We start from the raw sequence: 23,463 nt of genomic DNA on the forward strand, positions 1-23,463 counted from the left end.
CGGTTCGCGCGGTGCGGCGGCGAAGTATCGCAGGCGGGTCCCCGAAATGAGTGGTTTTGGCCGAGCGCGTTGCCCAATCGTTCACGGGCGATGTTGGTCATCGGGTCCTGACATGCGGGATAATGGCTTGGAAGCAATGTGTTCGATGCCGGGTACTAGGCGCCTGAATGGGGCCGTCGGCTGACGATGAGCTGGTTTCAGGAAGGGGAACGAGCATGGCGGCCATGAAGCCGCGGACGGGCGACGGCCCGCTCGAGGTCACCAAGGAGGGGCGGGGCATCGTCATGCGCGTACCGCTCGAGGGCGGCGGTCGGCTTGTCGTCGAGCTGACGCCGGACGAGGCGGACGCCCTGGGTGACGCCCTGAAGAAGGTCGTCGGCTGAATCGTCGGCACCATCTGCGTTCTGCATTCTCTGCGCTGCCCCGACCGCGATCTGCGGCCGGGGCAGCGTTGTGTCGTCCTCCAGGCCGCCCCATCCCCTTCCGGAGCCACGCCGTGACGTTCTCCCCGCCCGCGCCGCCCGCCTTCGCCGACTGCACGCCGCGTCAGAAGGCGGCCCGGGTCCTCTCCGACGTCCTGGCGCCGGCGAACCTGGTGGTGGCCCTCCTCCTGCTGATCGGCTGGCACAGCACCACCTCGTGGTCCGGCCTCGGCTGGGGGCTGCTCGCCGCGCTGTTCTGCGGCGCCGTCCCGATCGGGATCATCGTGCTCGGGGTCCGCCGCGGGGCGCTGACCGACCAGCACATCCGCGTACGGCGCCAGCGCGTGGTCCCGATGGCCCTGAGCCTGGTCTCCGTCGGCGCCGGGATCACCCTGCTGTACGGGCTCGACGCCCCCGAGGACGTCTTCGCGCTCGTCGTGGCGATGCTCGTCGGCCTCGTGTCGTCCCTGCTGGTCACCGTCGGCTGGCAGATATCCATCCACATGTCGGTGGCCGGCGGCTCCGTGATGATCCTGGCGCTCGTCTTCGGTCCGTCCGTGCTCCCCGCGGCGCTGATCGCCGCCGCCGTCGGCTGGTCCCGGCTGGCCCTGCGGGCGCACACGGCTGCCCAACTGCTCGCCGGCGCCGCCCTGGGCGGTACGGCGGCGCTCACCTTCTCCCTGGTGCGCTGAGACGCACGTACGGGGCACGCGGGGGCGGGGGACGCGGCGCGGGGCTCAGCGCCGCACGGCGCACAGCAGCCCGTCGCCCACCGGGAGCAGGGCGGCCTCCAGCGCGGGGCTCTCCCGGACGGCGCGCAGCAGTTCGCGGACGCGCAGCACCTCCACCGGCTGGGCCGCGGAGTCGACCGTACGGCCTTCGGAGAAGACTCCCTCGAAGCACACCAGTCCGCCGGGGCGCAGCAGACGCAACGATTCAGCAAGGTAGTCGAGGGACTCGGCCGGGTCGCCGTCGCAGAAGACGAGGTCGTACCCGCCGTCGGCGAGGCGGGGGAGCACGTCGAGTGCGCGGCCGGGGATGAACCGCGCGCGGTTGCCCGCGAAGCCCGCGGCGCGGAAGGCCTGGCGGGCGAAGGCCTGCCGGTCCGCTTCGGGATCCACCGTGGTCAGCACCCCGTCGGGGCGCATTCCGTGGAGCAGGTGGATGCCGGAGACGCCGGTTCCGGTACCGATCTCGGCGACCGCCTTGGCGTCCGCGGTGGCTGCCAGCAGGCGCAGCGCGGCCCCGGTGCCGGGAGAGACGGAGCGCAGGCCCGCTTCCCTGGACCGGTCGCGGGCCCATCGCAGAGCGTCGTCCTCGGCGACAAACGCGTCGGCGAACGCCCAGCTCGTCTGCCGGTTGCCGGTAATGACCCTCTCCTGTCCCCATAGTTGGCGCAACGGTGACTGTATCCGTTGACGTCGGGAACCCGCAGATGGGACCGGGCGTTGTGAAGGGTGTGGGCGGGATAAGAAGGGACGGTGCCGGGCAGATCGGCAGTCCAGGACCGCTCCGCGGCTTAAGACTCGCGTAAAGATACTGCAAAAATGCTTATCCGGAGCTGACAGAGGGGGTGGCTATGGTAGGGACTCCACTGGACACCACCAGAGCCGACAGGGGAGGTGCGGCTGCGCCTGTGGATCGTGGGGGCGTGTTCAGACGCCTCTTCTGGTCGGCGGGTGAGCCGAAATCCGTGACCGACATTGCTGACAGCTTCCACACCGCCGCCGCAACCACCGCGACCTTTGCCGCCGATGCGGGCTCCCAGGCGTGGACCCCTCCCTCATGGGAGGAGATCGTCAGCACGCACAGTGCGCGGGTCTACCGCCTCGCCTACCGGCTGACGGGTAACCAGCACGATGCCGAGGACCTGACCCAAGAGGTCTTCGTCCGCGTCTTCCGCTCGCTGTCCACGTACACGCCCGGCACGTTCGAGGGCTGGCTGCACCGCATCACCACGAACCTGTTCCTGGACATGGTCCGCCGCAAGCAGCGGATCCGCTTCGACGCGCTCGCCGACGACGCCGCCGAGCGGCTGCCCAGCCGGGAGCCGTCCCCGCAGCAGGTCCTGCACGACACGCACTTCGACGCGGACGTCCAGCAGGCGCTGGACACCCTCGCGCCCGAGTTCCGCGCGGCCGTGGTGCTGTGCGACATCGAGGGCCTGTCCTACGAGGAGATCGCCGCCACGCTCGGCGTGAAGCTCGGTACCGTGCGCAGCCGTATCCACCGGGGCCGTTCGCACCTGCGCAAGGCGCTCAAGCACCGCTCTCCCGCGGCCCGCGCCGAGCAGCGCGCGCTGGCCGGAGCGGCCGTCGGTGCGCCGGGCGCCGGGAGAGAGGGCGGAGCCGAGTGAGCGGAGTCAGTCCGTCCCCCGCCGAACAGCACCTGGGTGACCGGCTTGCCGCCCTGGTGGACGGCGAGCTGACGCACGACGTGCGTGAGCGCGTCCTGGCCCACCTGGCCACCTGCGCCAAGTGCAAGGCCGAAGCCGATGCCCAGCGTCGCCTGAAGACCATGTTCGTGGAGAGCGCGCCGCCGCCGCTGTCCGCCGGCCTGCTGGCCCGGCTGCAGGGGCTGCCGGGTGGCGGCCTCGACGGGCCGTCGGGGCTGTCGGGACCGTCCGGCTCCGCGGATCCGCACGGCAGCTCCGGTTTCCCGGGTCGCTCCGGCAACGACCCGCTCGCCTCGTTCGCGTACGCGCTGCCGACGGCCGCCGGGCCGCGTCAGGACGGCTTCCGGATCCACGAGGTGGGCCGTCCGCGCCGCCGGTTCGCCTTCGTCGCCGCCGGGGCCGTGTCGCTGGCCGCGATCGCGCTGGGCGGCGCGATGCCCCTGGAAGGCGCGGACCCGAACGTGCGGGGTACGACGCACCCGGCCGGGCCCGCACCCGCGTCCAGGCCCGGCCCCGCCGTGTCCGTGGCCGACGCGTCCGTCCGCGACCGGCCGCCCACGCCGGCCGGGGTACCGCTCCTCCTGTCGACCGTCACGCCCCCGCTCCCGCCGCTCCACCCCTCCGTGCAGAGTTCGGCCCGCCCGGTCTCACTGCTGCGCTGACCGGGGACCTGATTGAATCTGCGGCACATGCGGATAGGTACGCGGGGAGCGCCCATGGCCGACAGGCAGCAGACCGATCCGGCTCCACAGTGGTGGAGCCGGCCCGACGGCACGGCGGACGCGCGCCGCGAAGGGGTCCCCTCCCCGCGGCCCGAAGGCGTGACCGACGGCGAAGCCCAGGACGAAGACCGGCCCGCGCCCCAGGACGAGGCCCGGGCCGACGCGCAGGCGGCGGTCCGTGCGGTGCGCTACGACCCCTGGGGCGACCAGCCGTTGCAGGCCGTGGACCGGGGCAGGCGTGGCCCCGGCTTCCGGCTGTGGCAGGTCGCGGCCCTCGCCGCGGGTACCGCCCTGCTGGCCGGCGGGATCGGCGGGTACCTCGGCGTGCTCGCCGAGCGGCAGAGCAGCACCCGCCTGGAACTGCCCCAGGCGGCCGTCGCCGACAAGGGCCGCGCGCCGGAGAGCGTCGCGGGCATCGCGGCCACGGCCCTCCCCGGCGTGGTCACCCTGCACGTGCGGGGCGCGTCGAGCAGCGGCACCGGCACCGGCTTCGTACTCGACCAGCAGGGCCACATCCTGACCAACAACCACGTGGTCGCCGACGCCAAGGAGATAACGGTCACCTTCAGCACCGGCGAGAGCGTCACCGCCGAGCTGGTGGGCCGCGACTCCGGGTACGACCTGGCCGTGGTCAAGGTCAGCGGGGTGCGGGGGCTCCAGCCGCTGAGCCTCGGCAACTCCGAGAACGTGAAGGTCGGCGACCCGGTGGTGGCCATCGGGGCCCCGTTCGACCTGTCCAACACCGTCACCGCCGGCATCATCAGCGCCACCGGTCGGCCGGTCACCGCGGGCGGCGACAAGGGCGACGGCAGCGACATCAGCTACGTGGACGCCCTCCAGACCGACGCCCCCATCAACCCCGGGAACTCCGGCGGCCCCCTCCTCGACGCAAAGGCCCACGTGGTCGGCATCAACAGCGCGATCCGGGGCGCCGACAAGGACGATCCCGCGCGGCAGGGCGGCTCCATCGGGCTCGGTTTCGCCATTCCGATCAACCAGGGCAAGCGCGTCGCCGAGGAGCTCATCCGCACCGGCCGCGCCACGCACCCCGTCATCGGGGTCACCCTGGACATGCAGTACACGGGTGACGGCGCCCGGGTCGGGGACAAGGGCGAGGACGGCAAGCCGGCCGTGACCGCCGGCGGCCCGGCCGCCCGCGCCGGAGTCAAGGCCGGCGACGTGATCACCAAGGTCGACGGCCAGCGCGTGCGCGGCGGTGACGAACTGATCATCAAGATCAGGGCCCACCGCCCGGGGGACCCGCTGACCCTCACCGTGCTCCGCGAGGGCCGCGAGCGGACACTCGAAGTGGTCCTCGGATCGGCAGACGGCTCTTAGGAGCACTGGGGTACCGTGTGTCCGGGCCCGCAGTGAAGAGAGCCGAGGAGCGGCAAGGTGTTCAACGACATAGGAGCACTCGAACTCGTCACGATCGTGGTGCTCGCCATTCTCGTCTTCGGCCCGGACAAACTGCCCAAGGTCATTCAGGACGTGACGGGCGTCATCCGGAAGATCCGTGCGTTCTCGGACAGTGCCAAGCAGGACATCCGCTCCGAACTCGGCCCGGAATTCAAGGACTTCGAGTTCGAGGACCTGAACCCGAAGACCTTCATCCGCAAGCAGCTGACCGAGAACGAGGACCTCAAGGAGCTCCGCAGCAGCTTCGATCTCCGCAAGGAGCTGAACGACGTCACCGACGCCGTCAACAGCAAGGAGACGGACCTCCCGTCGGCCGCCACGCCCGGCGACGGCACCGGTCCCGACCTGCTGAAGAAGCCCGCCGCGCCCGCCTCCGACCAGCGCGCCCGCTTCGACGCCGACGCCACCTGACGCGCGACCTGCCCGGCGATCGGGGGTGGGATGGCTATCCTCCATGAGTCCGGATCCAGGATGCCCGCGGGGGGCTGGCCGTTCCGGACCCCACGGAACGAGAGGCCGCTCAGATGGAGACGACGAGCAGTAGTCGGGTAGGGGCGCAGACCGCCGATACGCCCGCCCACGCCGCCGCACCCGCGCAAGAACCGCAGACCACCACGCAGCCGCAGGAGGCCGCCGCTCCCGTCCCGGCGGCCCGCCGGACGGCCGGGGGGTTCCTGGCGGCCGACTTCCCCTGGTACGGGCTGGACGGGGCCTTCACCGGCCCCCGCTGGCTCATGCAGGTCGGCACCGGCGCCGACGGCACCGTCGAGCACGGATCCACCGGCCACGGCGACGAGCCGTCCGCCCGCGGCGAGATCGCCACCGGTGAGAAGGAGCGCTTCGCGGTGGTCGTCACCGTCGCGAGCAACCCGGTCCGGCGCAGCGGCGACGGCACCGGCACCCTGGAGGCCACCTCGGTCTCCTCGGCGGCCTGGCTGGCCGGGTCGGGGCTGCTGGCCTACAGCTGGCCCGGGCAGATGGACCACTCCCTGCGCAGCGACTGGCTCGACCAGCAGACCGAGGCCGCGTGGGAACTCGCGGACGATCTCGCGGGGCCGGATTGGTCGACGCTGTCGCTGCCGGTGGACGGGGAGCCGACGCCGTTCCACTACCGCGAGTCGGAGTTCGGCTGGGTGCTCGCCGGGTCCACCAGCAGCGGGGTGCACCTCGGCGCCTACGGCCGGGGCATGAGCGCGTACGGCCTCGGCTTCTCGGTCATCGGCGACCTGGCGGCGTACGAGTAGGGGTCGCGCGGGCAACGCGAAGGGGCGCCGCTCGTCGAGCGGCGCCCCTTCGCGTGCGCGGCGGGAATCAGAACTTGTTGCGCGGGGTGATGCCGAGCGACATGCCCGACAGGCCGCGCGCGCGGCCGCCCAGCTTGCCAGCGATCGACCGCAGGGCAGCGCCCGCCGGGGAGTCGGGGTCGGACAGCACGACGGGCTTGCCCTCGTCGCCGCCCTCGCGCAGCCGGACGTCGATCGGGATGGAGCCCAGCACCGGCACCGTCGCGCCGACCGTCTTCGTCAGCCCGTCGGCGACCTTCTGGCCACCGCCCGAGCCGAAGACGTCCACCATCTCGTCACAGTGCGGGCACGGCAGGCCCGACATGTTCTCGACGACGCCGACGATCTTCTGGTGGGTCTGCACGGCGATCGAGCCGGCCCGCTCCGCGACCTCGGCGGCCGCCTGCTGCGGCGTGGTGACGACCAGGATCTCGGCATTCGGCACCAGCTGGGCCACCGAGATCGCGATGTCACCGGTGCCCGGCGGCAGGTCCAGCAGCAGCACGTCCAGGTCGCCCCAGAACACGTCCGCCAGGAACTGCTGGAGGGCGCGGTGCAGCATCGGCCCGCGCCACACCACCGGCGCGTTGCCCGGGGTGAACATGCCGATGGAGATGACCTTCACGCCGTGCGCCGACGGCGGCATGATCATGTTCTCGACCTGGGTGGGGCGGCCGTCCACACCGAGCATGCGCGGCACGCTGTGCCCGTAGATGTCCGCGTCGACCACGCCGACCTTCAGGCCGTCCGCCGCCATCGCCGCGGCCAGGTTGACCGTGACCGAGGACTTGCCGACGCCACCCTTGCCGGACGCGACCGCGTACACACGGGTCAGCGAGCCCGGCTTGGCGAACGGCACCTCGCGCTCGGCGGTCCCGCCGCGCAGGCTGTTCGCCAGCTCCTTGCGCTGCTCGTCGCTCATCACGTCGAGGGAGACCGCGACCGAGGTGACGCCCGCGACCCGCTCGACGGCCTCGGTGACGTTCTTGGTGATGGTCTCGCGCATGGGACAGCCCGACACCGTCAGGTAGACGGTGACGGCGACCGCGCCGCCGTCACCGATCTCCACCGATTTCACCATGCCGAGCTCGGTGATCGGCCGGTGGATCTCGGGGTCGTTCACCGTCGCCAGCGCATCGAGGATCGCGTCCTGCTCAGGCACTGCGGCGGCGTCGGCGGAGCTTGTGTCGGTAGCCATGCCCCGATGGTACGGCTCGGTAGCACGGCTCAGGAAAGCCCGTCAGCGGTCGCCTTCGTCACGTTCCTGCGGGAATAGCCGCCGCTCGTCCATCTCCTTGATCAGGTCCTGGAACTCGGACCTGATCCAGTCACGCGTGGCGACCTCGCCCAGACCCATCCGCAGGGCCGCGATCTCCCGCGTCAGGTACTCGGTGTCGGCGATGGAGCGCTCGTTCTGCTTGCGGTCCTGCTCCAGGTTGACCCGGTCCCGGTCGTCCTGCCGGTTCTGCGCGAGCAGGATCAGCGGAGCGGCGTACGAGGCCTGCAGCGACAGCATCAGCGTCAGGAAGATGAACGGGTACTCGTCCCAGCGCAGGCCCTCCGGCGCGAAGATGTTCCACAGCACCCAGATGATGATGACGACCGTCATCCAGACGATGAACCGGCCCGTGCCGAGGAACCGCGCCACCCGCTCCGACAGCCGCCCGAACGCCTCCGGGTCGTACTCCGGCAGCAGCCGCCGGCGCGCCGGGCGCGGCAGGTCCAGCCGGGCCCGCGAACGCGTCAGCGCGCTCGAACCGGTCGACGGCGCGAACTGACCGGCCTTCGCCCGCTCGCCGCGCTCGAAGGAGGAACGTTCCACCCGCTCCGCGGCGGCCTCCGCCTGCCCGTGCTCGCGCGCCTGCCGCCGCGCCTGCTCGCGCCGCTCCCTGATCTGCTCGCGCCGCCGCTCACGCGACTGGTCGCCGCGCCCCCGCTCAGTGGCCACCCACGGCCTCCTCCGAGTGGAAGTCCGTCTCGCGCCAGTCCTCGGGCAGCAAGTGGTCCAGTACGTCGTCCACCGTCACCGCGCCCAGCAGCGAACCGCTCTCGTCGACCACCGGCACGGCCACCATGTTGTACGCGGCCAGGTAGCTGGTCACCACGGGCAGCGAGGCGTCCGGCCGCAGCGGTGCCAGGCCCGTGTCCACGATCGAGCTGACCAGCGTGAACGGAGGATCGCGCAGCAGCCGCTGGAAGTGCACCGTGCCCAGGTACTTGCCCGTCGGCGTCTCGTCCGGCGGCCGGCACACGTACACCTGCGCCGCCAGCGCCGGCGACAGGTCCGACTGCCGTACGCGGGCCAGCGCGTCCGCGACCGTCGCGTCCGGCCGCAGCACGATCGGCTCGGTGGTCATCAGACCGCCGGCCGTCCGCTCCTCGTAGGACATCAGGCGCCGCACGTCGGCCGCGTCGTCCGGCCGCATCAGCGTGAGCAGCCGCTCCTTGTCGTCCTCCGGCAGCTCGGACAGCAGGTCGGCCGCGTCGTCCGGGTCCATCGCCTCCAGGACGTCGGCGGCGCGCTCCTCCTTCAGCTTGCCGAGGATCTCCACCTGCTCGTCCTCCGGCAGCTCCTCCATGACGTCCGCGAGCCGGTCGTCGTCGAGGGCGTTGGCCACCTCGGCGCGCCGCTTCGGCGACAGGTGGTGCAGTACGTTCGCCACGTCGGCCGGGCGCATCTGCTCGAAGGTCGCGACCAGGTTCTCGGCGCCCTGCCCGTGCTCCTCCAGCGAGAAGCCGGTGACGGCGGACCACTCCACGGTCAGGGTCTCGCCGCGGCGGCGCAGCGCGCCCCCCTTGCCCTTCCGTACGAAGATCTTGTCGATCTCCCAGTCCCGGCGGGCCGGCAGCTGCTGGATGGCCACGTCCAGGACGGTGACCTCCTCGCCGGTCGCGGTCAGCGTCACCCGGCGGTCCAGCAGCTCACCGAGGACCATCCGCTCGGTGGGGCGCTGCTCGAAGCGCCGCATGTTGACGACACCGGTGGTGATGACCTGCCCGGACTCCACGCCCGTGACCCGGGTCATCGGCAGGAAGATCCGGCGCCTGCTGACCACCTCGACCACCAGGCCCAGCAGCCGCGGCGGGCGTCCGCCGACGCGCAGCATCGCCACGAGGTCACGGACCCGGCCGACCTGGTCGCCGTTGGGGTCGAAGACGGGGACACCCGACAGATGCGAGACGAAAATCCGCGGGGCGCCTGCAGCCATCCGAGCGCCTCCTAGAGCGTCAATCAACAGTCCTGCCGCCCCTCAGGCTAGCCCGTGCCCGCGGCAAGCGTCCTGGTGGGGCGGTCCGCCCGGGGATCCCCACGGGGGCCGGTGGGCGTAAGCCTACGGGCGGGAACCGCCGGGACCGGAGCGGCCGGCTCGTGCTGCTCCCGGTCTCCCCGGACCGTTCGGGGAGACGACCGGCCGGTCCGGTGGGGAGTGATCCGGCCGACAGCGGCCGCCATCACGGGGAAAGGTACGCTGCCTGCTGCTCGAAGAGAACCGACGAGAGGCACCCGCACGTGACCGCCTACTTCCCTGCCGCGCGGCTGCGCCGGGCCGCCTTCATCGGTGTGTTGTGCGCGGGCCTCGCCGTCACAGGTACGGGCTGCGGGGACGATCCCGACAAGGGGACGAACGGGATCGGCAAGCTGCCCGCCGACAAGATCGAGGCGAAGGCGAAGGAGGCCGCGGGCGGAGCGGACTCGGTGCACCTGTCCGGCACGCTGGTGAGCGGCGGCAAATCGTTCACCCTCGACATGCGGCTGAAGTCGGACGGCGGCTCGGGCGAGGTGAAGTCCCAGGACGACACCTTCCAGGTGCTGCGGGTGGGGGAGCAGCTGTACCTGAAGGCGAGCGCGGCGTTCTGGGGCAAGTCCGACTCGGCGGGCAAGCTCGGCGACAAGTACGTGAAGGTGCCCGAGGGCGACCCCTCCTACAAGCAGTTCCGCGGCTTCACCGACATGCACGTGCTGCTGGACGGGCTGATGGGGCTTCAGGGCAAGCTCGCCAAGGGGTCCTACACCAAGGTCGGGCACACCCGCGCGGTCCAGGTGACGGCGGACGCGGGCAAGGGGGGCAAGCTCTCGGTGTCCCTGGAGGGGACCCCGTACCCGCTGATGATGGAGCGCGCCGGAGGCGCCGGCCGGGTGGAGCTCGCCGAGTGGGGCAAGCCCTTCCCGCTCGCCGCGCCCGCGCAGGACCAGACCGTCGACTACGGGTCCCAGCTGCCGACGACCAAGGACGGCGAGACGAAGGCCCCGGAGAGCACCAAGGGCTCCGGCCAGGGCTCCAACCCCACCAATCCGTAGCCGCGTCTAGCGAGCCGCCTTCTTCCGCTTCAGCAGCAGCTTCGGCAGGCCCGCCGGGATGGGCCTGCGCGTGATGGCCGGCGAGGCCAGCGGGGCCGCGGCCAGGGAGCCGCCCGGCAGCGTGGACACCGCTTCCGGCTCCAGGCGCAGCAGCCGGCACTCCCGCGCCCACCGCTCCGTCATCTCTTCCGAGTCGGGCGCGTTCAGCCGCTTGCCCTTGAGCTCGGCGACGGCCGCCTTCCACTCCTCGCCGCGCGGCGGGAGCTCCCGTACCGTCGCCGTCCAGGCCACCAGCCGGCCGCCCTTGTCCTTGCTCCGCACGGTCACCTCGGCGGCCGCGCCGTCGGCCAGCCCCGGGAACGGCTGCTCGCCGGGCCCGTCGCCCAGTACGTGGGCCGCGCCGTCGACCCAGGCGTGCCACAGGGCGCGGTCGTCCCCGGCGCCGCGGACCCAGATCAGGCCGGACTTCTTGGTGGCCTCCTCGACGAGGGCCAGGTCGAGCGTGCTGAGAGTCATGCGGACAGGGTAGGGGGTGCTTCCCGCGGTGCTACAGCCAGCCGTGGCGGCGCAGCGCGCGGTGGATGGTGAAGCAGATGCCGACGATCGAGGCCATCACCATCGGGTAGCCGTACTTCCACTGGAGTTCCGGCATGTGCTCGAAGTTCATCCCGTACACCCCGCAGATCATCGTGGGGACGGCGATGATCGCCGCCCAGGAGGTGATCTTGCGCATGTCCTCGTTCTGGGCGACCGTCGCCTGCGCGAGGTTCGCCTGGAGGATCGAGTTCAGCAGCTCGTCGAAGCCCACGACCTGCTCGTGCACCCGCGCCAGGTGGTCGGCGACGTCGCGGAAGTACTTCTGGATGTCGGGGTCCACCAGCCGCATCGGGCGCTCGCTCAGCAGCTCCATCGGACGCAGCAGCGGCGAGACCGCCCGCTTGAACTCCAGTACTTCGCGCTTGAGCTGGTAGATGCGGCCCGCGTCACCGCCGCGCGTACCGCCCTTCGCGGGCGCGGCGAAGACCTCGCTCTCCACCTCGTCGATGTCGTCCTGCACGGCCGCCGCGACCGCGATGTAACCGTCGACGACGTGGTCGGCGATGGAGTGCAGCACGGCCGAGGGACCCTTGGAGAGGAGGTCCGGGTCGTCCTGGAGGCGGTGGCGCAGCCCCTTGAGCGAGCCCTGGCCCCCGTGCCGGACGGTGATGACGAAGTCGGGGCCTGTGAAGCACATCACCTCGCCGGTCTCCACGACCTCGCTGGTGGAGGTCAGTTCGGCGTGCTCGACGTAGTGGATCGTCTTGAAGACGGTGAAGAGCGTGTCGTCGTAGCGCTCCAGCTTCGGCCGCTGGTGCGCGTGCACCGCGTCCTCCACGGCCAGCGGGTGCAGGCCGAACGTCGCCGCGATCCCCGCGAACTCCGCCTCCGTCGGCTCGTGCAGGCCGATCCAGGCGAAGCCGCCGTCCTCGCGGACCCGGCGGATCGCCTCACGGGGCGTCAGGCAGGCCGGCCCCAGCACGCGCCGGCCCTCGCGGTACACGGCGCAGTCGACCACGGCGCTGCTCGCGGACGGATCGCGGGTGGTGTCGTATCCGGGCTGGGCCGGGCTGGACTTGCGCAGTGCCGGGCGGACGGCGGCACGGATGTAGGGCAGCATCGACATGGCAGGCTCCTTCGCGCGCACGGCTGCGGACCGTACGGGTGGGAGGCCTTCCGTGGGCGCGGGCGGGCAGGCCCGGCGGACGGAAGGAAACAGGACGGGAGGACAAAGTTCTGCCGTCGCTCTTCTACTGATCAGAAGATCAATGGGCGCGGGAGGCGCCCGTCACAGAAGTGGAAGAGCGATTGGTACTGCACGATCGACTTCGATCCACCGCAGCCCCACCTCCTCCGGCCGGTCCCCCGTGAGAGACGTCCTGTCGTCCAGGCCTTGAAACAACGCGTCTGCGTGCGGCCCGAACCAGCTGTCAACACTATCAGCCGACGGATGGTCAAGACCCGCCCTTTACCCGGCTGATACGAGTTCTATGCTCACTTCATGGCAGAAATTCTGGCCCTCGTTGAGGCTCGGCTCCGCACCGCGTTCGGCGTACCCGACGCACGCGCCGCCGTCACCTTCCTGGGCACCGACCGCATCGAGGTACTCCGCTTCACCGAGGGCGACCTGGTGCGGTACGCGACCCTCGGGATGTCCGCGCACCCGATGACCGACCCGACCGCCGTGGTCGCGGACCCCGTACGCGGGCCGCGCGCCGAGCTGGTCCTGACCGTACGGGGCGGACTCGCGCCCACCGACAAACTGCTCAGGCCGCTCGCGGTACTGGCCGCCTCCCCGCAGGTGGAGGGGCTGATCGTGGCCCCCGGGGCCTCGCTGGACGTGGGCGAACCGCTCTGGGACGGGGCCGCCTTCAGCTCCGTCCTGGTCGCGGAGCCGGGGGGTCTGGTGGAGGACCTGGAGCTGGACGAGCCCATGGACCCGGTGCGGTTCCTGCCGCTCCTGCCCATGACGGCGAACGAGGCCGCCTGGAAGAGGGTGCACGGCGCGGCCGCCCTCCAGGAACGCTGGCTCGCGCGCGGCACGGATCTGCGGGATCCTCTGCGTACCGCAGTCGCACTGGACTGAGCCCGGACGGGTGATCGCGTCTTGACGGCGCGCCGGGCGGGGAGGAGCGTGGCTTCTTATGAGGGGCGAACCAAGTTGCCCGAAGTGCGGTGGCCGGGTCAGGGCGCCCGGTCTCTTCTCCGACACCTGGCAGTGCTCCGTGCACGGCACTGTCCATCCCCTGCAACCCGTGATCCCGCCCAGCGTCGAGGGCTTGAGCGTGGTCGTCCACCGGACGCAGGTACCGGTGTGGATGCCGTGGCCCCTCCCGGTGGGGTGGCTGTTCACCGGGGTGGCGTCCGCCGGGGACGACCGCAGCGGGGGACGGGCGACGGCGGTGGCCTGTTCGGGTCCCGGTCCGCTGGGCGGCATCGGTGAGCTGCTGTTGGTCGCCGAGGAGCTGGGCGTGGGGCTCGGCGCGCGGTTCGCGGGCATCGACGGGCCGGACCCCGGCACCTACATCGACGTATCGGCGCCGCCGCACGCCAAGGTGGTCGCGGCCGGCCGGCCGACACCGCTGTGGCACGTCAAGGGAAGCCCCGACGACCGGGCCGTCTTCGCGGGCGAGGCGCGGGGCCTGTGGCTCTGGGCGATCGTCTGGCCGGAGCAGTCCGGCCTCCTGATGTACGACGAGCTCGTCCTCACCGACCTCCGCGACGCGGGAGCGGAGGTCGAGCTCCTTCCGTGCGGGGCCCTGAGCCCGCGCATCCTGGGCCCGACCTAAGCGGCCTCGGGGACGTGCCCCACTTCCCCGAGGCCGCTTAGACACCGCTGATCAGGGGGGACCTTCGGCCCGGTTATCCTGGAGTGCCCCCCATCCGTACGCAGACCCATGGAGCCCGGCTGTGCGCATCGACCTGCACGCCCACTCCACGGCCTCCGACGGTACGGACACCCCCGCCGAGCTGGTCCGCAATGCCGCCGCCGCGGGGCTGGACGTGGTCGCGCTGACCGACCACGACACCGTGGGCGGATACGCCGAGGCCCTTGCCGCGCTTCCCGCCGGGCTGACGCTGGTGACCGGGGCCGAGCTGTCCTGCCGGCTGGACGGGGTCGGGCTGCACATGCTCGCGTACCTCTTCGACCCCGAGGAGCCCGAGCTCGCCCGTGAGCGGGAGCTCGTACGGGACGACCGCACGCCCCGCGCCCAGACCATGGTCGGCAAGCTGCGGGCGCTCGGCGTGGACGTCACCTGGGAACAGGTGGCCCGGATCGCCGGCGAGGGTTCCGTGGGGCGGCCGCACATAGCGACCGCGCTCGTCGAGCTGGGTGTCGTACCCACCGTCTCCGACGCGTTCACGCCCGACTGGCTCGCCGACGGCGGCCGCGCGTACGCCGAGAAGCACGAACTCGACCCCTTCGACGCCATCCGCCTGGTCAGGGCGGCCGGAGGCGTCACCGTCTTCGCCCACCCCGCGGCCGTCAAGCGCGGCGAGTGCGTGCCCGAGTCCGCGATAGCCGAGCTGGCGGCGGCGGGCCTGGACGGCATCGAGGTGGACCACATGGACCACGACACCGCCACCCGGGCGCGTCTGCGCGGCCTGGCGGCGGACCTCGGACTGCTGACCACCGGATCCAGCGACTACCACGGCAGCCGCAAGACCTGTCGCCTCGGGGACTACACCACCGATCCCGAGATCTACGGCGAGATCACGCGCCGCGCGACCGGGGCCTTCCCCGTGCCCGGCGCCGGCGGAGGCGTCCGCGCGTAAGCGCCGCTCCGCCCTTCCCGCTTTTCTTCACACCCCTTATCTGCAAGGCATCACTGTGTTCGACTTCGCCATCTTCGGATCCCTTTTTCTCACCCTTTTTGTGATTATGGACCCGCCGGGGATCACGCCGATCTTCCTCGGCCTGACCTCCGGCCGCCCCGTCAAGGTGCAGCGCCGGATGGCCTGGCAGGCGGTCTGCGTGGCCTTCGGCGTCATCGCCGTCTTCGGGGTCTGCGGCCAGCAGATCCTGGACTACCTGCACGTCTCCGTCCCGGCCCTGATGATCGCCGGTGGTCTGCTGCTGCTGCTCATCGCCCTCGACCTGCTCACCGGCAAGAACGACGAGCCGAAGCAGACCAAGGACGTGAACGTCGCCCTCGTCCCGCTGGGCATGCCGCTGCTGGCCGGGCCCGGCGCGATCGTGTCCGTGATCCTGGCCGTGCAGAAGGCGGACGGGATCAGCGGGCAGGTCTCCGTCTGGTCCGCGATCATCGCCATGCACGTCGTCCTGTGGATCACGATGCGCTACTCGCTCGTGATCATCCGGGTCATCAAGGACGGCGGCGTGGTCCTCGTGACGCGGCTCGCCGGCATGATGCTGTCCGCGATCGCCGTCCAGCAGATCATCAACGGCGTGCTCCAGGTCGTCCAGGGCAGCTGACCGCAGGCGCAGGACGCGCGAACGCCCCCGCACCGGTATCGGTGCGGGGGCGTCGACGTGTGTGCGGTGCGTGCGGCGTCAGCAGGACGCCGTCTCGGCCGGTCGGATCAGGATGCGCTGGCCGACTGCGGCCGCCTGCTGCACGATCCGGTTGACGGAGGCCGCGTCCACGACGGTGCTGTCCACGGCGGATCCGTCGACGTCGTCCAGGCGCAGAATCTCGAAGCGCACGGGGCTTCTCCCTTCGTCGGTGTCTCTCCTTGCAGAGGGTTCAACGAAGTGTAAGAGGCAAACATTCCCTACGCTAAGGAAATTTTTTCACACGCTAACGACTGTCGTGGGGCTACCGGGCGCGGGAGTCCCAGAAAGCGGCCAGCGCATCGGCTGTGACCTGCGGACTCTCCGCATTGGGGGAGTGCTCGGCCCCCTCGACGACCACACGCGACGCGCCCAAGCGGTCCGCCATGTCATCCATCAGCGGCACCGGCCACGCGTAGTCCACCGCTCCGGACAGCACCAGCTTGGGGAGCGGGACGGCCGCCAGTTCGGCGACCCGGTCCGGCTCCGAGAGCAGCACCCGGCCCGTCGTGATCAACTGCTCGGGCACGGTGGCCAGCCACCGCCCGCGCAGGAAGGCCGCCAGTTCGGGGGAGTCGGGGACGGCATCCTCCGGGTCCTGCGCGCGCATGGCCGCCCACACCGCCGGCATGCTTTCGGCGGGCGGCATCTCGCGCAGTGACTCCAGCGCGGCCACCAGCAGCTTCGTGCGCGCCTGCTGCTCTTCCGAGATCGCGGCGGGCCCGCTGCTCATCAAGGTCAGCGAGGCGAAGGGCGCCGGATCGCGCAGCACGGCCGCGCGCGAGATCAGCCCGCCGAGCGAGTGGCCGACCAGGTGCAGGGGGCCCTCGCCCAGGGCGTGGGCCTGCGCGAGGACGTCCAGCGCCAGCTCCTCCAGGGTGTACGCCGACTCCTCGCGCGGCCCCGGGGTCTCGTACTGGCCGCGCCCGTCCACCGCGACCACCCGGTACCCGGCGGCGGCCAGCGGCTCCAGGAGGGCGATGAAGTCCTCCTTGCTCCCCGTGAAACCGGGGACCAGCAGAGCGGTGCCACGGGCGCCCCCGCCCGCCTCGTGCACGGCGAAGTCGCCACGGGCGGTCGGGAGGCGGCGGGCGCGGGCGGCGGACGGCAGGGTGAGGCGCGGCGGCTTGCTCATGGCCCGAGGTTACCGGCCCGTACGAAGCGCTCCGGCGGGGGTACGCCGATGGCCCGGCCCCCTCGGACAGGGGGCCGGGCCATCGGGCCGTGCTTACGCCTCGGGCGCGGCCGCGGCCTTGCGGGTGCGGGTGCGCTTCGGCTTGGCCGGAGCGTCCTCGGCCACCGCGGCGGCGGCCGGAGCCTCCGGGGCGACTTCCGCGACCTTGCGGGTGCGGGTGGTGCGGCGGGCCTTGACCGGCTCCACGGGCGGAGCCATCTGGAAGTCAGGCTCCGGGTCGGCTGCGACGACCTTGCGCGGGCGCACAGCGCGGCGGGGCTTCTCCGGGGCTTCCTCGACCGGGGCGACCGGGGTCACCGGGGCGGCCTCCGCGACCTTGCGGGTCCGGGTGCGCTTCGGCGTCGCCGGAGCCTCCTCGGCCACCGCGGCCGGGGCCGGGGCCTCGACCACGGCCGCCTCGGCGACAGCGGCGACGGCCTTGCGGGTGCGGGTGCGCTTCGGCTTGACCGGAGCCTCCACAGCGGCCTCGGCGACCGCGACGGCCACCGGGGCCTCGACCACGGCGACCGGAGTCACCACGGCGGCCTCGTCCACCGCGGCGGCGGGCGCCGGGACGACCGCGGCACCGGCGGCCACGCGGGTCCGGCGACGGCGCGGCCTGCGCGGCTCGTCGGCGGCCGGAGCCTCGGCCACGGGCGTGACGGCGGCGGACTCGGCGCCGAGCTCGGACCCGCCCCGCGTACGGCGGCGCTGACGCGGCGTACGGGTACGGGCCGGACGCTCCTCGGCCACCACGGCGGCCGCGGCCGGGCCGGAGCGGCCACCGCGGCCACCGCGGCCACCGGTCTCGCCCAGGTCCTCAAGGTCCTCGGCCTTCAGGCCGGCCCGCGTGCGCTCGGCGCGCGGCAGGACGCCCTTGGTGCCGGCCGGGATGTTCATCTCCTCGAACAGGTGCGGGGACGTGGAGTACGTCTCGACCGGGTCGTGGAAGTCCAGCTCCAGCGCCTTGTTGATCAGCTGCCAGCGCGGGATGTCGTCCCAGTCGACCAGGGTGACGGCGATGCCCTTGTTGCCCGCGCGGCCGGTGCGGCCCACGCGGTGCAGGAAGGTCTTCTCGTCCTCCGGCGTCTGGTAGTTGATGACGTGGGTGACACCCTCCACATCGATGCCGCGCGCGGCGACGTCGGTGCACACCAGCACGTCGACCTTGCCGTTGCGGAACGCGCGCAGCGCCTGCTCACGCGCGCCCTGGCCCAGGTCGCCGTGGACGGCGCCGGACGCGAAACCGCGCTTCTCCAGCTGCTCGGCGATGTCCGCCGCCGTGCGCTTGGTGCGGCAGAAGATCATGGCCAGGCCACGGCCCTCGGCCTGCAGGATGCGGGAGACCAGCTCCGGCTTGTCCATGTTGTGCGCACGGAAGACGTGCTGCTTGATGTTGGCGACGGTCACGCCCTCGCCCTCGGGCGAGGTGGCGCGGATGTGCGTCGGCTGCGTCATGTACCGGCGGGCCAGGCCGATGACCGCGCCCGGCATGGTCGCCGAGAACAGCATGGTCTGACGCTTCGGCGGCAGGTAGTTGATGATCTTCTCGACGTCGGGCAGGAAGCCCAGGTCGAGCATCTCGTCGGCCTCGTCCAGGACCAGGGCCCGGACGTGCGACAGGTCGAGCTTCTTCTGGCCGGCCAGGTCGAGCAGGCGGCCCGGGGTGCCGACGATGATGTCGACGCCCTTCTTGAGCGCCTCGACCTGGGGCTCGTACGCGCGGCCGCCGTATATGGCGAGCACGCGGACGTTGCGGACCTTGCCGGCGGTCAGGAGGTCGTTGGTGACCTGGGTGCACAGCTCGCGGGTGGGAACCACCACGAGGGCCTGCGGGGCGTCGGTCAGCTGCTCGGGCTTGGCCCGGCCCGCCTCGACGTCCGCGGGGACGGTGACCCGCTCCAGCAGCGGAAGGCCGAAACCGAGCGTCTTGCCGGTTCCGGTCTTGGCCTGGCCGATGACGTCCGTGCCGGAAAGGGCGACGGGGAGGGTCATCTCCTGGATCGGGAAGGGGGACACAATGCCGACGGCCTCAAGGGCTTCGGCCGTCTCGGGAAAGATCCCGAGGTCTCGGAACGTAGTCAGGGTGCTGCCTCTTCTGTGAGACGCGGCGCGAGGCGGCGAGGGGGGTCGTACCGTGCCGGGCTTGCAGTACTACGACGTACATACGAAGCTGCGCGGGACCACTAAGCCTTCGCTCAAGCGCTTGTGCCGCTGAGGGGGCCCCTCAAGGGTGGCGGCACATGAACGCACGCACCACGCAGAGGGCGGGTCGGTTGGAGCCGATCGGGCCACCGACCGGGCATCCTCATTCGGATGGCCCGCCGAGTTTCCGGCAGGCGCATTACCACTGTACCCCGGAATCGCGCAGCTGTGTCGGGCGAATTCACCGGCCCGGCCCGTTTACGTGGACGGACCGTGTGGATGTGTGGTGGCGTGGAGCGTCTGCCGGACGGCTATTGTGCGGAGCATGTCGACCGTTGAAAACGCCTCGCCCGCCGACGACGGCGCCCCCGCCGAAGCCTCGGGCATCGCCGCCCAGGACTGGGCGACCGCCTCTGCCTCGCCGCAGTACCGGGCCGCCGTCGTGGACCTGCTCGGCGCGCTCGCGTACGGCGAGCTCGCGGCCTTCGAGCGCCTCGCGGAGGACGCGAAGCTCGCGCCCACCCTCGACGACAAGGCCGAGCTCGCCGCCATGGCCTCCGCCGAGTTCCACCACTTCGAGCAGCTGCGCGACCGGCTCGCGGCGATCGACGCCGAGCCCACCGCCGCCATGCAGCCCTTCGCCAAGGGCGTGGACGACTTCCACCGCCAGACCGCGCCGTCGGACTGGCTGGAAGGCCTGGTCAAGGCGTACGTGGGCGACTCGATCGCCAGCGACTTCTACCGCGAGGTGGCCAGCCACCTGGACACCGACACCCGCGCCCTCGTGCTCGGCGTGCTCGACGACACCGGCCACGGCAACTTCGCCGTGGAGAAGGTGCGCGCGGCCATCGAGGCGGACCCGCGCTGCGGCGGCCGCCTCGCGCTGTGGGCACGCCGGCTGATGGGCGAGGCCCTCTCGCAGGCCCAGCGCGTGGTCGCCGAGCGCGACGCGCTGTCCACCATGCTGGTCGGCGGCGTCGACGGCATGGCCGCGGGCTTCGACCTCGCCGCCGTCGGCGAGATGTTCACCCGGATCACCAAGGCGCACACCAAGCGGATGGCGGCCCTCGGCCTCGCCGCTTAGGCGTCGCCTAGGCGACGCCTAAGCGCAATGCCGTTGCTTTATGGCGGTTGGATCACGATGGCGTCGTGTGAGGGCCGGGTTGGCTGGGGCCAGTCGCGGTGGCGACTGGCCTTGGCCTTGTAGTTCGACATCTTGCGTTTGACGACCCGGGGCTGGCTGCGCAGTCGCCTCGGGGGCAGGAGCCGCTCGGTGACCTCGGCGCGGAAATGCCGCCAGGCCCTGTGCAGGTGGTCAGGGGGAAAAAGAGCCGGGCAGGATGGTCACGGTGCGGCGGGCCGCCCGCAGGGCGGTGGTGAAGGAGAGCCGGTCGCAGTCGACCGGCTCGGGACTACCGGCCGCCGCTTCGGCCATCAGTGCGCGCAGGGCGTGGTGCACCAGCAGGTGGGCATAGATCTCCTGGCGGACGCCGGTGGGGGTCTTGCTGGCCAGGACAACGGTCTTGGCGCCGCGCTGATGGGTCTTGATCTCGTCCAGGACGCTCTCGCACTCCCAGCGTTGCGGGTAGAGCGCGGCCAGGTCGGCGGCCGGGGCCCGGACCGGGTCCAGGACCGAGGTCAGCAGCACGTACTGGTCCTCGCCGGGTCGTCCCGGGTCGTCCAGGCGGTAGCGGATCACGCGGACCGCCACCGGCTCGCGGCCGGCCTTCTTGTCGTCTCCGGCCTGGATCACGGTGAGCCAGGACCCGTCGGGCAGTGTTTGCAGGACGGGCAGGCGGCGGTTGGTCTTGGCGCGGAAGCACAGGTCAGCGCCGCTGCTGGTCAGGGCTCGCCATAACCGGGTCGAGGGCAGGTTGCGGTCGCCCAGGACGAGCATGTCCTCGGTCAGTGAGCGTTCCAGGTCCTCGGCGAGGCGGACCTCGCCGTCATGCCAGCCGCCGAGCACCGCATCGACGACGGCGTGGGTGCCGCATTCGACCAGAGCGACGACCTGGACCTGCGGATATCCGCCGGTGCCTTCCCCGCGGCCGGTCCCAGGGCGGCCGAACTCAGCGGCGTTCGCCGCACTGTCGGCGACATCGAAACGGGTGCCGTCGATGGCCATCAGCCGCCAGCCCCTCCAGAACACCCCGGGCATCGCGGGCGTGCCCAGCGGTCGGGCGCATCTGTCGAACAGCGCGGCCATCGGTTCGACCCCGAGCCGTCCACGCGCCCGGAAGATGGCAGCCTTGCTCGGTGGATGCCACGACCCCCACAGCCCCGCCCACCGCAGGCCCTCAGCAAGGTGCCGCATGACCTCCAGATACGGCGCGGGCGAGAACAATGCCATCGCCAGCAGGAAGTACACCACCAGCCGGGCCGGCAACAGCCGCCGACGCTTCTCCGTCCGGTCGCACTGGGCCACGACCTCGTCCACCAGCCACGGCGGATACATCCGGGTCAGCACACCCACCCCGGCCAGATCCGGCAGAGACGACGCCATGCCACCACCCCCGATGACGTCGTCTCACCGATCCAGATCAATGTCAACGGCATTGCGCCTAAGCGCCCGTCCTTCCCTGCACACGTACGTCGGCCCCGGCGCGGAATCCTCCGCGCCGGGGCCGACGTACGTGAACGATCAGGAGCCCGGATCCGGGGCCGGGATCACGGGTCAGCCCCGCGACGGGAGCGAAAACGGAGTCCTGTGCGAGGGCCTGCGGGGCCCGGCGGCCGGCCGGAGGAGCAGGGACAGGACCACGGCCGACACCAGCACGGCCCCGACGAAGGTCGCGGTCAGCGTGTTGTGTCCGGGGCCGAGCGCGAAGTGCGTCAGATAGGCCCCGAAGAGCGCCCCGAGCACTCCGCTGACCAGCACCACCCTCCGGTCGGGCAGCCGGCTGGCGAGCACCCGGGCGGCCGTAGCAGACAGGGCCAGCCCCAGCAGGGCCGAGCCGAACGTCTCCATCAGCAGCATGGGGTCCCTCCCATACGTCGGGGCATACCGAATCACTGCGGTCCTACCCGAAGCGGAGGAAAGGGAAACGGCCTGGTGGATTCAACCACCAGGCCGTTTCACACAGTTCTCGGCACGTCACGTGCCGCCGCGTCAGAGCGCGCCGAAACCGACCTTGCGCGCGCTGGGCTCGCCCAGGTCGACGTACGACAGGCGGTCGGACGGCACCAGGACCTTGCGGCCCTTGGTGTCGGTGAGGCTGAGCAGCGGCGCCTTGCCGGACAGCGCGGCGGCGACGATGGACTCCAGCTCCTCGGCGCTCAGGTCGCTCTCCAGCACGATCTCCCGGGGTGCGTGCTGCACGCCGATCTTGACCTCCACGGCTTTGTCCCTCCGACGATCCGGTTCGCGCGATCAGCCGCGCCATACGCGGTCCACATTAGCCCGGAGAGGGGACGCGGACCGCGCGGAGCGGACATGCTCGCAGCGAACAGCTGCTCAGCCCTCGGTGCCGTGCAGCGGGAATCCGGCGATACCGCGCCACGCGAGCGAGGTCAGCAGGCCGACCGCCGTGTCCCGGGCGACCGGGCTCTCGCTCGACAGCCAGTACCGGGCCACCACCTGCGAGACCCCGCCCAGGCCCACGGCCAGCAGCATCGACTCGTCCTTCGACAGGCCCGTGTCCTCGGCGATGACGTCGGAGATGGCTTCCGCGCACTGGAGCGAGACCCGGTCGACGCGCTCGCGCACCGCCGGCTCGTTCGTCAGGTCGGACTCGAAGACGAGCCGGAAGGCGCCGCCCTCGTCCTCCACGTACGCGAAGTACGCGTCCATCGTGGCGGCCACGCGCAGCTTGTTGTCGGTCGTCGACGCGAGCGCGGTGCGCACGGCGAGCAGCAGGGCCTCGCAGTGCTGGTCCAGCAGCGCCAGGTAGAGGTCGAGCTTGCCGGGGAAGTGCTGGTACAGCACCGGCTTGCTCACTCCGGCCCGCTCGGCGATGTCGTCCATGGCCGCAGCGTGGTAACCCTGCGCGACGAAAACCTCCTGCGCCGCGCCCAGGAGCTGATTGCGCCGGGCTCGGCGCGGCAGTCGCGTGCCCCGCGGACGCGCTGCCTCGGTCTGCTCGATGGCTGTCACGCCGCCTCCCACTTTCTCTAAGAACACAGTGCCCCATGCGCCGCGCCGCCATCGTACTTTTCGGTAACCGAATCTGGTGGGTTCAAGCCGACTTTTCTCGCGGTACGGACCGGTCGGATGCGCTGGTCAGCGGTAGTCGTCGTCGTCCAGTGGCACCACCCGCGCCTGCTCGACCGCGTCGCCGTCGGTGGCCTCGCCGCGCTCCACACCGGTGACCCGGTCGTCGTCCTCCGACGGCCCCACCTCGGTCAGCTGCTCCGCGAGGTCCGCCTCCGGGGCCTCGGCGTCGATGGATTCGGGAAACGGCTCCCGGAAGGTATCCGGCTCCGCAGGGTCGACAGTCATACCACTCCCCTCGCTTCCTTCTTCACCTATGAGCCTAGGAGGATCGCGGATACCCCGCTATGCGGATCCGCATGCGTCTGTGACGGCGAACACAAGAAGTGGAGTGTGATCG

27 protein-coding genes are annotated in these 23,463 nt (G+C 71.6%); 13 read left to right on the plus strand and 14 right to left on the minus strand.

Annotation, left to right across the window (positions count from 1 at the left end):
• Nucleotides 1-215 precede the first annotated feature (215 nt).
• On the plus strand, nucleotides 216-383 hold the full coding sequence (locus OG737_RS19990; protein WP_003966491.1) for a DUF3117 domain-containing protein: 168 nt from the start codon (nucleotides 216-218) through the stop codon (nucleotides 381-383).
• Between the two features lie 113 nt (nucleotides 384-496).
• A complete protein-coding gene (locus tag OG737_RS19995; RefSeq protein ID WP_328927491.1) occupies nucleotides 497-1,114 on the plus strand; it encodes a hypothetical protein in 618 nt (205 codons plus the stop codon).
• Between the two features lie 45 nt (nucleotides 1,115-1,159).
• Here the strand turns inward: OG737_RS19995 and OG737_RS20000 are convergent, their stop codons facing one another.
• Entirely contained in the window at nucleotides 1,160-1,822 is a 663-nt protein-coding gene (locus OG737_RS20000) for a class I SAM-dependent methyltransferase (protein WP_328927492.1), read from the minus strand.
• Nucleotides 1,823-2,001: 179 nt separating this feature from the next.
• Between OG737_RS20000 and sigE the strand changes: the two genes are divergently transcribed.
• From sigE to OG737_RS20025, 5 genes are all read left to right on the plus strand, one after another.
• Nucleotides 2,002-2,778: an RNA polymerase sigma factor SigE gene (sigE, locus tag OG737_RS20005; protein ID WP_328927493.1), complete on the plus strand. Its 777-nt coding sequence runs from the start codon at nucleotides 2,002-2,004 to the stop codon at nucleotides 2,776-2,778.
• Complete coding sequence (locus OG737_RS20010; protein WP_405921826.1) at nucleotides 2,775-3,479, plus strand: zf-HC2 domain-containing protein; 705 nt, start codon at nucleotides 2,775-2,777, stop codon at nucleotides 3,477-3,479. Before sigE ends, OG737_RS20010 begins: the two co-directional genes overlap by 4 nt.
• Before the next feature lie 54 nt (nucleotides 3,480-3,533).
• The gene (locus tag OG737_RS20015; RefSeq protein ID WP_328927495.1) at nucleotides 3,534-4,877 is read left to right on the plus strand and encodes a trypsin-like peptidase domain-containing protein; all 1,344 of its coding nucleotides are present in this window, start codon (nucleotides 3,534-3,536) and stop codon (nucleotides 4,875-4,877) included.
• A gap of 57 nt (nucleotides 4,878-4,934) precedes the next feature.
• Nucleotides 4,935-5,369: a sec-independent translocase gene (locus OG737_RS20020; RefSeq protein ID WP_328927496.1), complete on the plus strand. Its 435-nt coding sequence runs from the start codon at nucleotides 4,935-4,937 to the stop codon at nucleotides 5,367-5,369.
• Nucleotides 5,370-5,482: 113 nt separating this feature from the next.
• Nucleotides 5,483-6,202 (plus strand): hypothetical protein, encoded by a 720-nt coding sequence (locus OG737_RS20025; protein WP_328927497.1) that lies wholly within the window; start codon nucleotides 5,483-5,485, stop codon nucleotides 6,200-6,202.
• A gap of 67 nt (nucleotides 6,203-6,269) precedes the next feature.
• On the opposite strand, the gene OG737_RS20030 is transcribed toward OG737_RS20025, so the two are convergent.
• From OG737_RS20030 to OG737_RS20040, 3 genes are all read right to left on the minus strand, one after another.
• Nucleotides 6,270-7,439, minus strand: a complete 1,170-nt coding sequence (locus tag OG737_RS20030; RefSeq protein WP_328927498.1) for an Mrp/NBP35 family ATP-binding protein — start codon at nucleotides 7,437-7,439, stop codon at nucleotides 6,270-6,272.
• Nucleotides 7,440-7,481: 42 nt separating this feature from the next.
• Nucleotides 7,482-7,988 carry a DUF1003 domain-containing protein gene (locus OG737_RS20035; RefSeq protein ID WP_405681364.1) on the minus strand — a complete coding sequence of 169 codons (507 nt, stop codon included), beginning with the start codon at nucleotides 7,986-7,988 and terminating at the stop codon, nucleotides 7,482-7,484.
• Nucleotides 7,989-8,178: 190 nt separating this feature from the next.
• On the minus strand, nucleotides 8,179-9,450 hold the full coding sequence (locus OG737_RS20040; protein WP_328927499.1) for a magnesium transporter MgtE N-terminal domain-containing protein: 1,272 nt from the start codon (nucleotides 9,448-9,450) through the stop codon (nucleotides 8,179-8,181).
• 302 nt (nucleotides 9,451-9,752) lie between these two features.
• Between OG737_RS20040 and OG737_RS20045 the strand changes: the two genes are divergently transcribed.
• The gene (locus OG737_RS20045; protein WP_328927500.1) at nucleotides 9,753-10,541 is read left to right on the plus strand and encodes a hypothetical protein; all 789 of its coding nucleotides are present in this window, start codon (nucleotides 9,753-9,755) and stop codon (nucleotides 10,539-10,541) included.
• A 6-nt stretch (nucleotides 10,542-10,547) separates the two neighbouring features.
• Here OG737_RS20045 and OG737_RS20050 read toward each other — a convergent pair whose 3' ends face one another.
• On the minus strand, nucleotides 10,548-11,057 hold the full coding sequence (locus OG737_RS20050) for a hypothetical protein (RefSeq protein WP_328927501.1): 510 nt from the start codon (nucleotides 11,055-11,057) through the stop codon (nucleotides 10,548-10,550).
• Between the two features lie 31 nt (nucleotides 11,058-11,088).
• Nucleotides 11,089-12,204 (minus strand): magnesium and cobalt transport protein CorA, encoded by a 1,116-nt coding sequence (locus OG737_RS20055; RefSeq protein ID WP_328927502.1) that lies wholly within the window; start codon nucleotides 12,202-12,204, stop codon nucleotides 11,089-11,091.
• Nucleotides 12,205-12,579: 375 nt separating this feature from the next.
• Here OG737_RS20055 and OG737_RS20060 point away from each other — a divergent pair, with 375 nt between their 5' ends.
• The 4 genes from OG737_RS20060 (at nucleotide 12,580) to OG737_RS20075 (ending at nucleotide 15,516) form a co-directional block, all read left to right on the plus strand.
• On the plus strand, nucleotides 12,580-13,164 hold the full coding sequence (locus OG737_RS20060) for a suppressor of fused domain protein (protein ID WP_328927503.1): 585 nt from the start codon (nucleotides 12,580-12,582) through the stop codon (nucleotides 13,162-13,164).
• A 58-nt stretch (nucleotides 13,165-13,222) separates the two neighbouring features.
• Complete coding sequence (locus OG737_RS20065) at nucleotides 13,223-13,867, plus strand: DUF6758 family protein (RefSeq protein ID WP_328927504.1); 645 nt, start codon at nucleotides 13,223-13,225, stop codon at nucleotides 13,865-13,867.
• A gap of 121 nt (nucleotides 13,868-13,988) precedes the next feature.
• Nucleotides 13,989-14,855, plus strand: a complete 867-nt coding sequence (locus tag OG737_RS20070; RefSeq protein WP_405921827.1) for a PHP domain-containing protein — start codon at nucleotides 13,989-13,991, stop codon at nucleotides 14,853-14,855.
• Nucleotides 14,856-14,910: 55 nt separating this feature from the next.
• The gene (locus tag OG737_RS20075; RefSeq protein WP_328927506.1) at nucleotides 14,911-15,516 is read left to right on the plus strand and encodes a MarC family protein; all 606 of its coding nucleotides are present in this window, start codon (nucleotides 14,911-14,913) and stop codon (nucleotides 15,514-15,516) included.
• Nucleotides 15,517-15,594: 78 nt separating this feature from the next.
• Here OG737_RS20075 and OG737_RS20080 read toward each other — a convergent pair whose 3' ends face one another.
• The 3 genes from OG737_RS20080 to OG737_RS20090 form a co-directional block, all read right to left on the minus strand.
• On the minus strand, nucleotides 15,595-15,747 hold the full coding sequence (locus OG737_RS20080) for a hypothetical protein (RefSeq protein WP_215149874.1): 153 nt from the start codon (nucleotides 15,745-15,747) through the stop codon (nucleotides 15,595-15,597).
• A gap of 112 nt (nucleotides 15,748-15,859) precedes the next feature.
• Complete coding sequence (locus OG737_RS20085) at nucleotides 15,860-16,729, minus strand: alpha/beta fold hydrolase (RefSeq protein WP_405921828.1); 870 nt, start codon at nucleotides 16,727-16,729, stop codon at nucleotides 15,860-15,862.
• A gap of 93 nt (nucleotides 16,730-16,822) precedes the next feature.
• Nucleotides 16,823-18,763, minus strand: coding sequence for a DEAD/DEAH box helicase (locus tag OG737_RS20090; protein ID WP_405921829.1), 1,941 nt, complete (start codon nucleotides 18,761-18,763; stop codon nucleotides 16,823-16,825).
• Between the two features lie 475 nt (nucleotides 18,764-19,238).
• Between OG737_RS20090 and OG737_RS20095 the strand changes: the two genes are divergently transcribed.
• Nucleotides 19,239-19,997, plus strand: coding sequence for a ferritin-like fold-containing protein (locus tag OG737_RS20095; RefSeq protein WP_328927509.1), 759 nt, complete (start codon nucleotides 19,239-19,241; stop codon nucleotides 19,995-19,997).
• Between the two features lie 231 nt (nucleotides 19,998-20,228).
• On the opposite strand, the gene OG737_RS20100 is transcribed toward OG737_RS20095, so the two are convergent.
• The 5 genes from OG737_RS20100 to OG737_RS20120 form a co-directional block, all read right to left on the minus strand.
• Entirely contained in the window at nucleotides 20,229-21,416 is a 1,188-nt protein-coding gene (locus OG737_RS20100) for an IS4 family transposase (protein WP_328926695.1), read from the minus strand.
• Between the two features lie 171 nt (nucleotides 21,417-21,587).
• A complete protein-coding gene (locus OG737_RS20105) occupies nucleotides 21,588-21,890 on the minus strand; it encodes a hypothetical protein (RefSeq protein ID WP_405678642.1) in 303 nt (100 codons plus the stop codon).
• Between the two features lie 132 nt (nucleotides 21,891-22,022).
• A complete protein-coding gene (locus OG737_RS20110; protein WP_328927510.1) occupies nucleotides 22,023-22,250 on the minus strand; it encodes a DUF3107 domain-containing protein in 228 nt (75 codons plus the stop codon).
• Between the two features lie 117 nt (nucleotides 22,251-22,367).
• Nucleotides 22,368-23,006, minus strand: coding sequence for a TetR/AcrR family transcriptional regulator (locus tag OG737_RS20115; RefSeq protein ID WP_266784876.1), 639 nt, complete (start codon nucleotides 23,004-23,006; stop codon nucleotides 22,368-22,370).
• 126 nt (nucleotides 23,007-23,132) lie between these two features.
• Entirely contained in the window at nucleotides 23,133-23,351 is a 219-nt protein-coding gene (locus OG737_RS20120) for a hypothetical protein (RefSeq protein ID WP_328927511.1), read from the minus strand.
• Nucleotides 23,352-23,463 lie beyond the last annotated feature (112 nt).

The organism is Streptomyces sp. NBC_00122, from assembly GCF_045160845.1.
Lineage (GTDB): Bacteria > Actinomycetota > Actinomycetes > Streptomycetales > Streptomycetaceae > Streptomyces.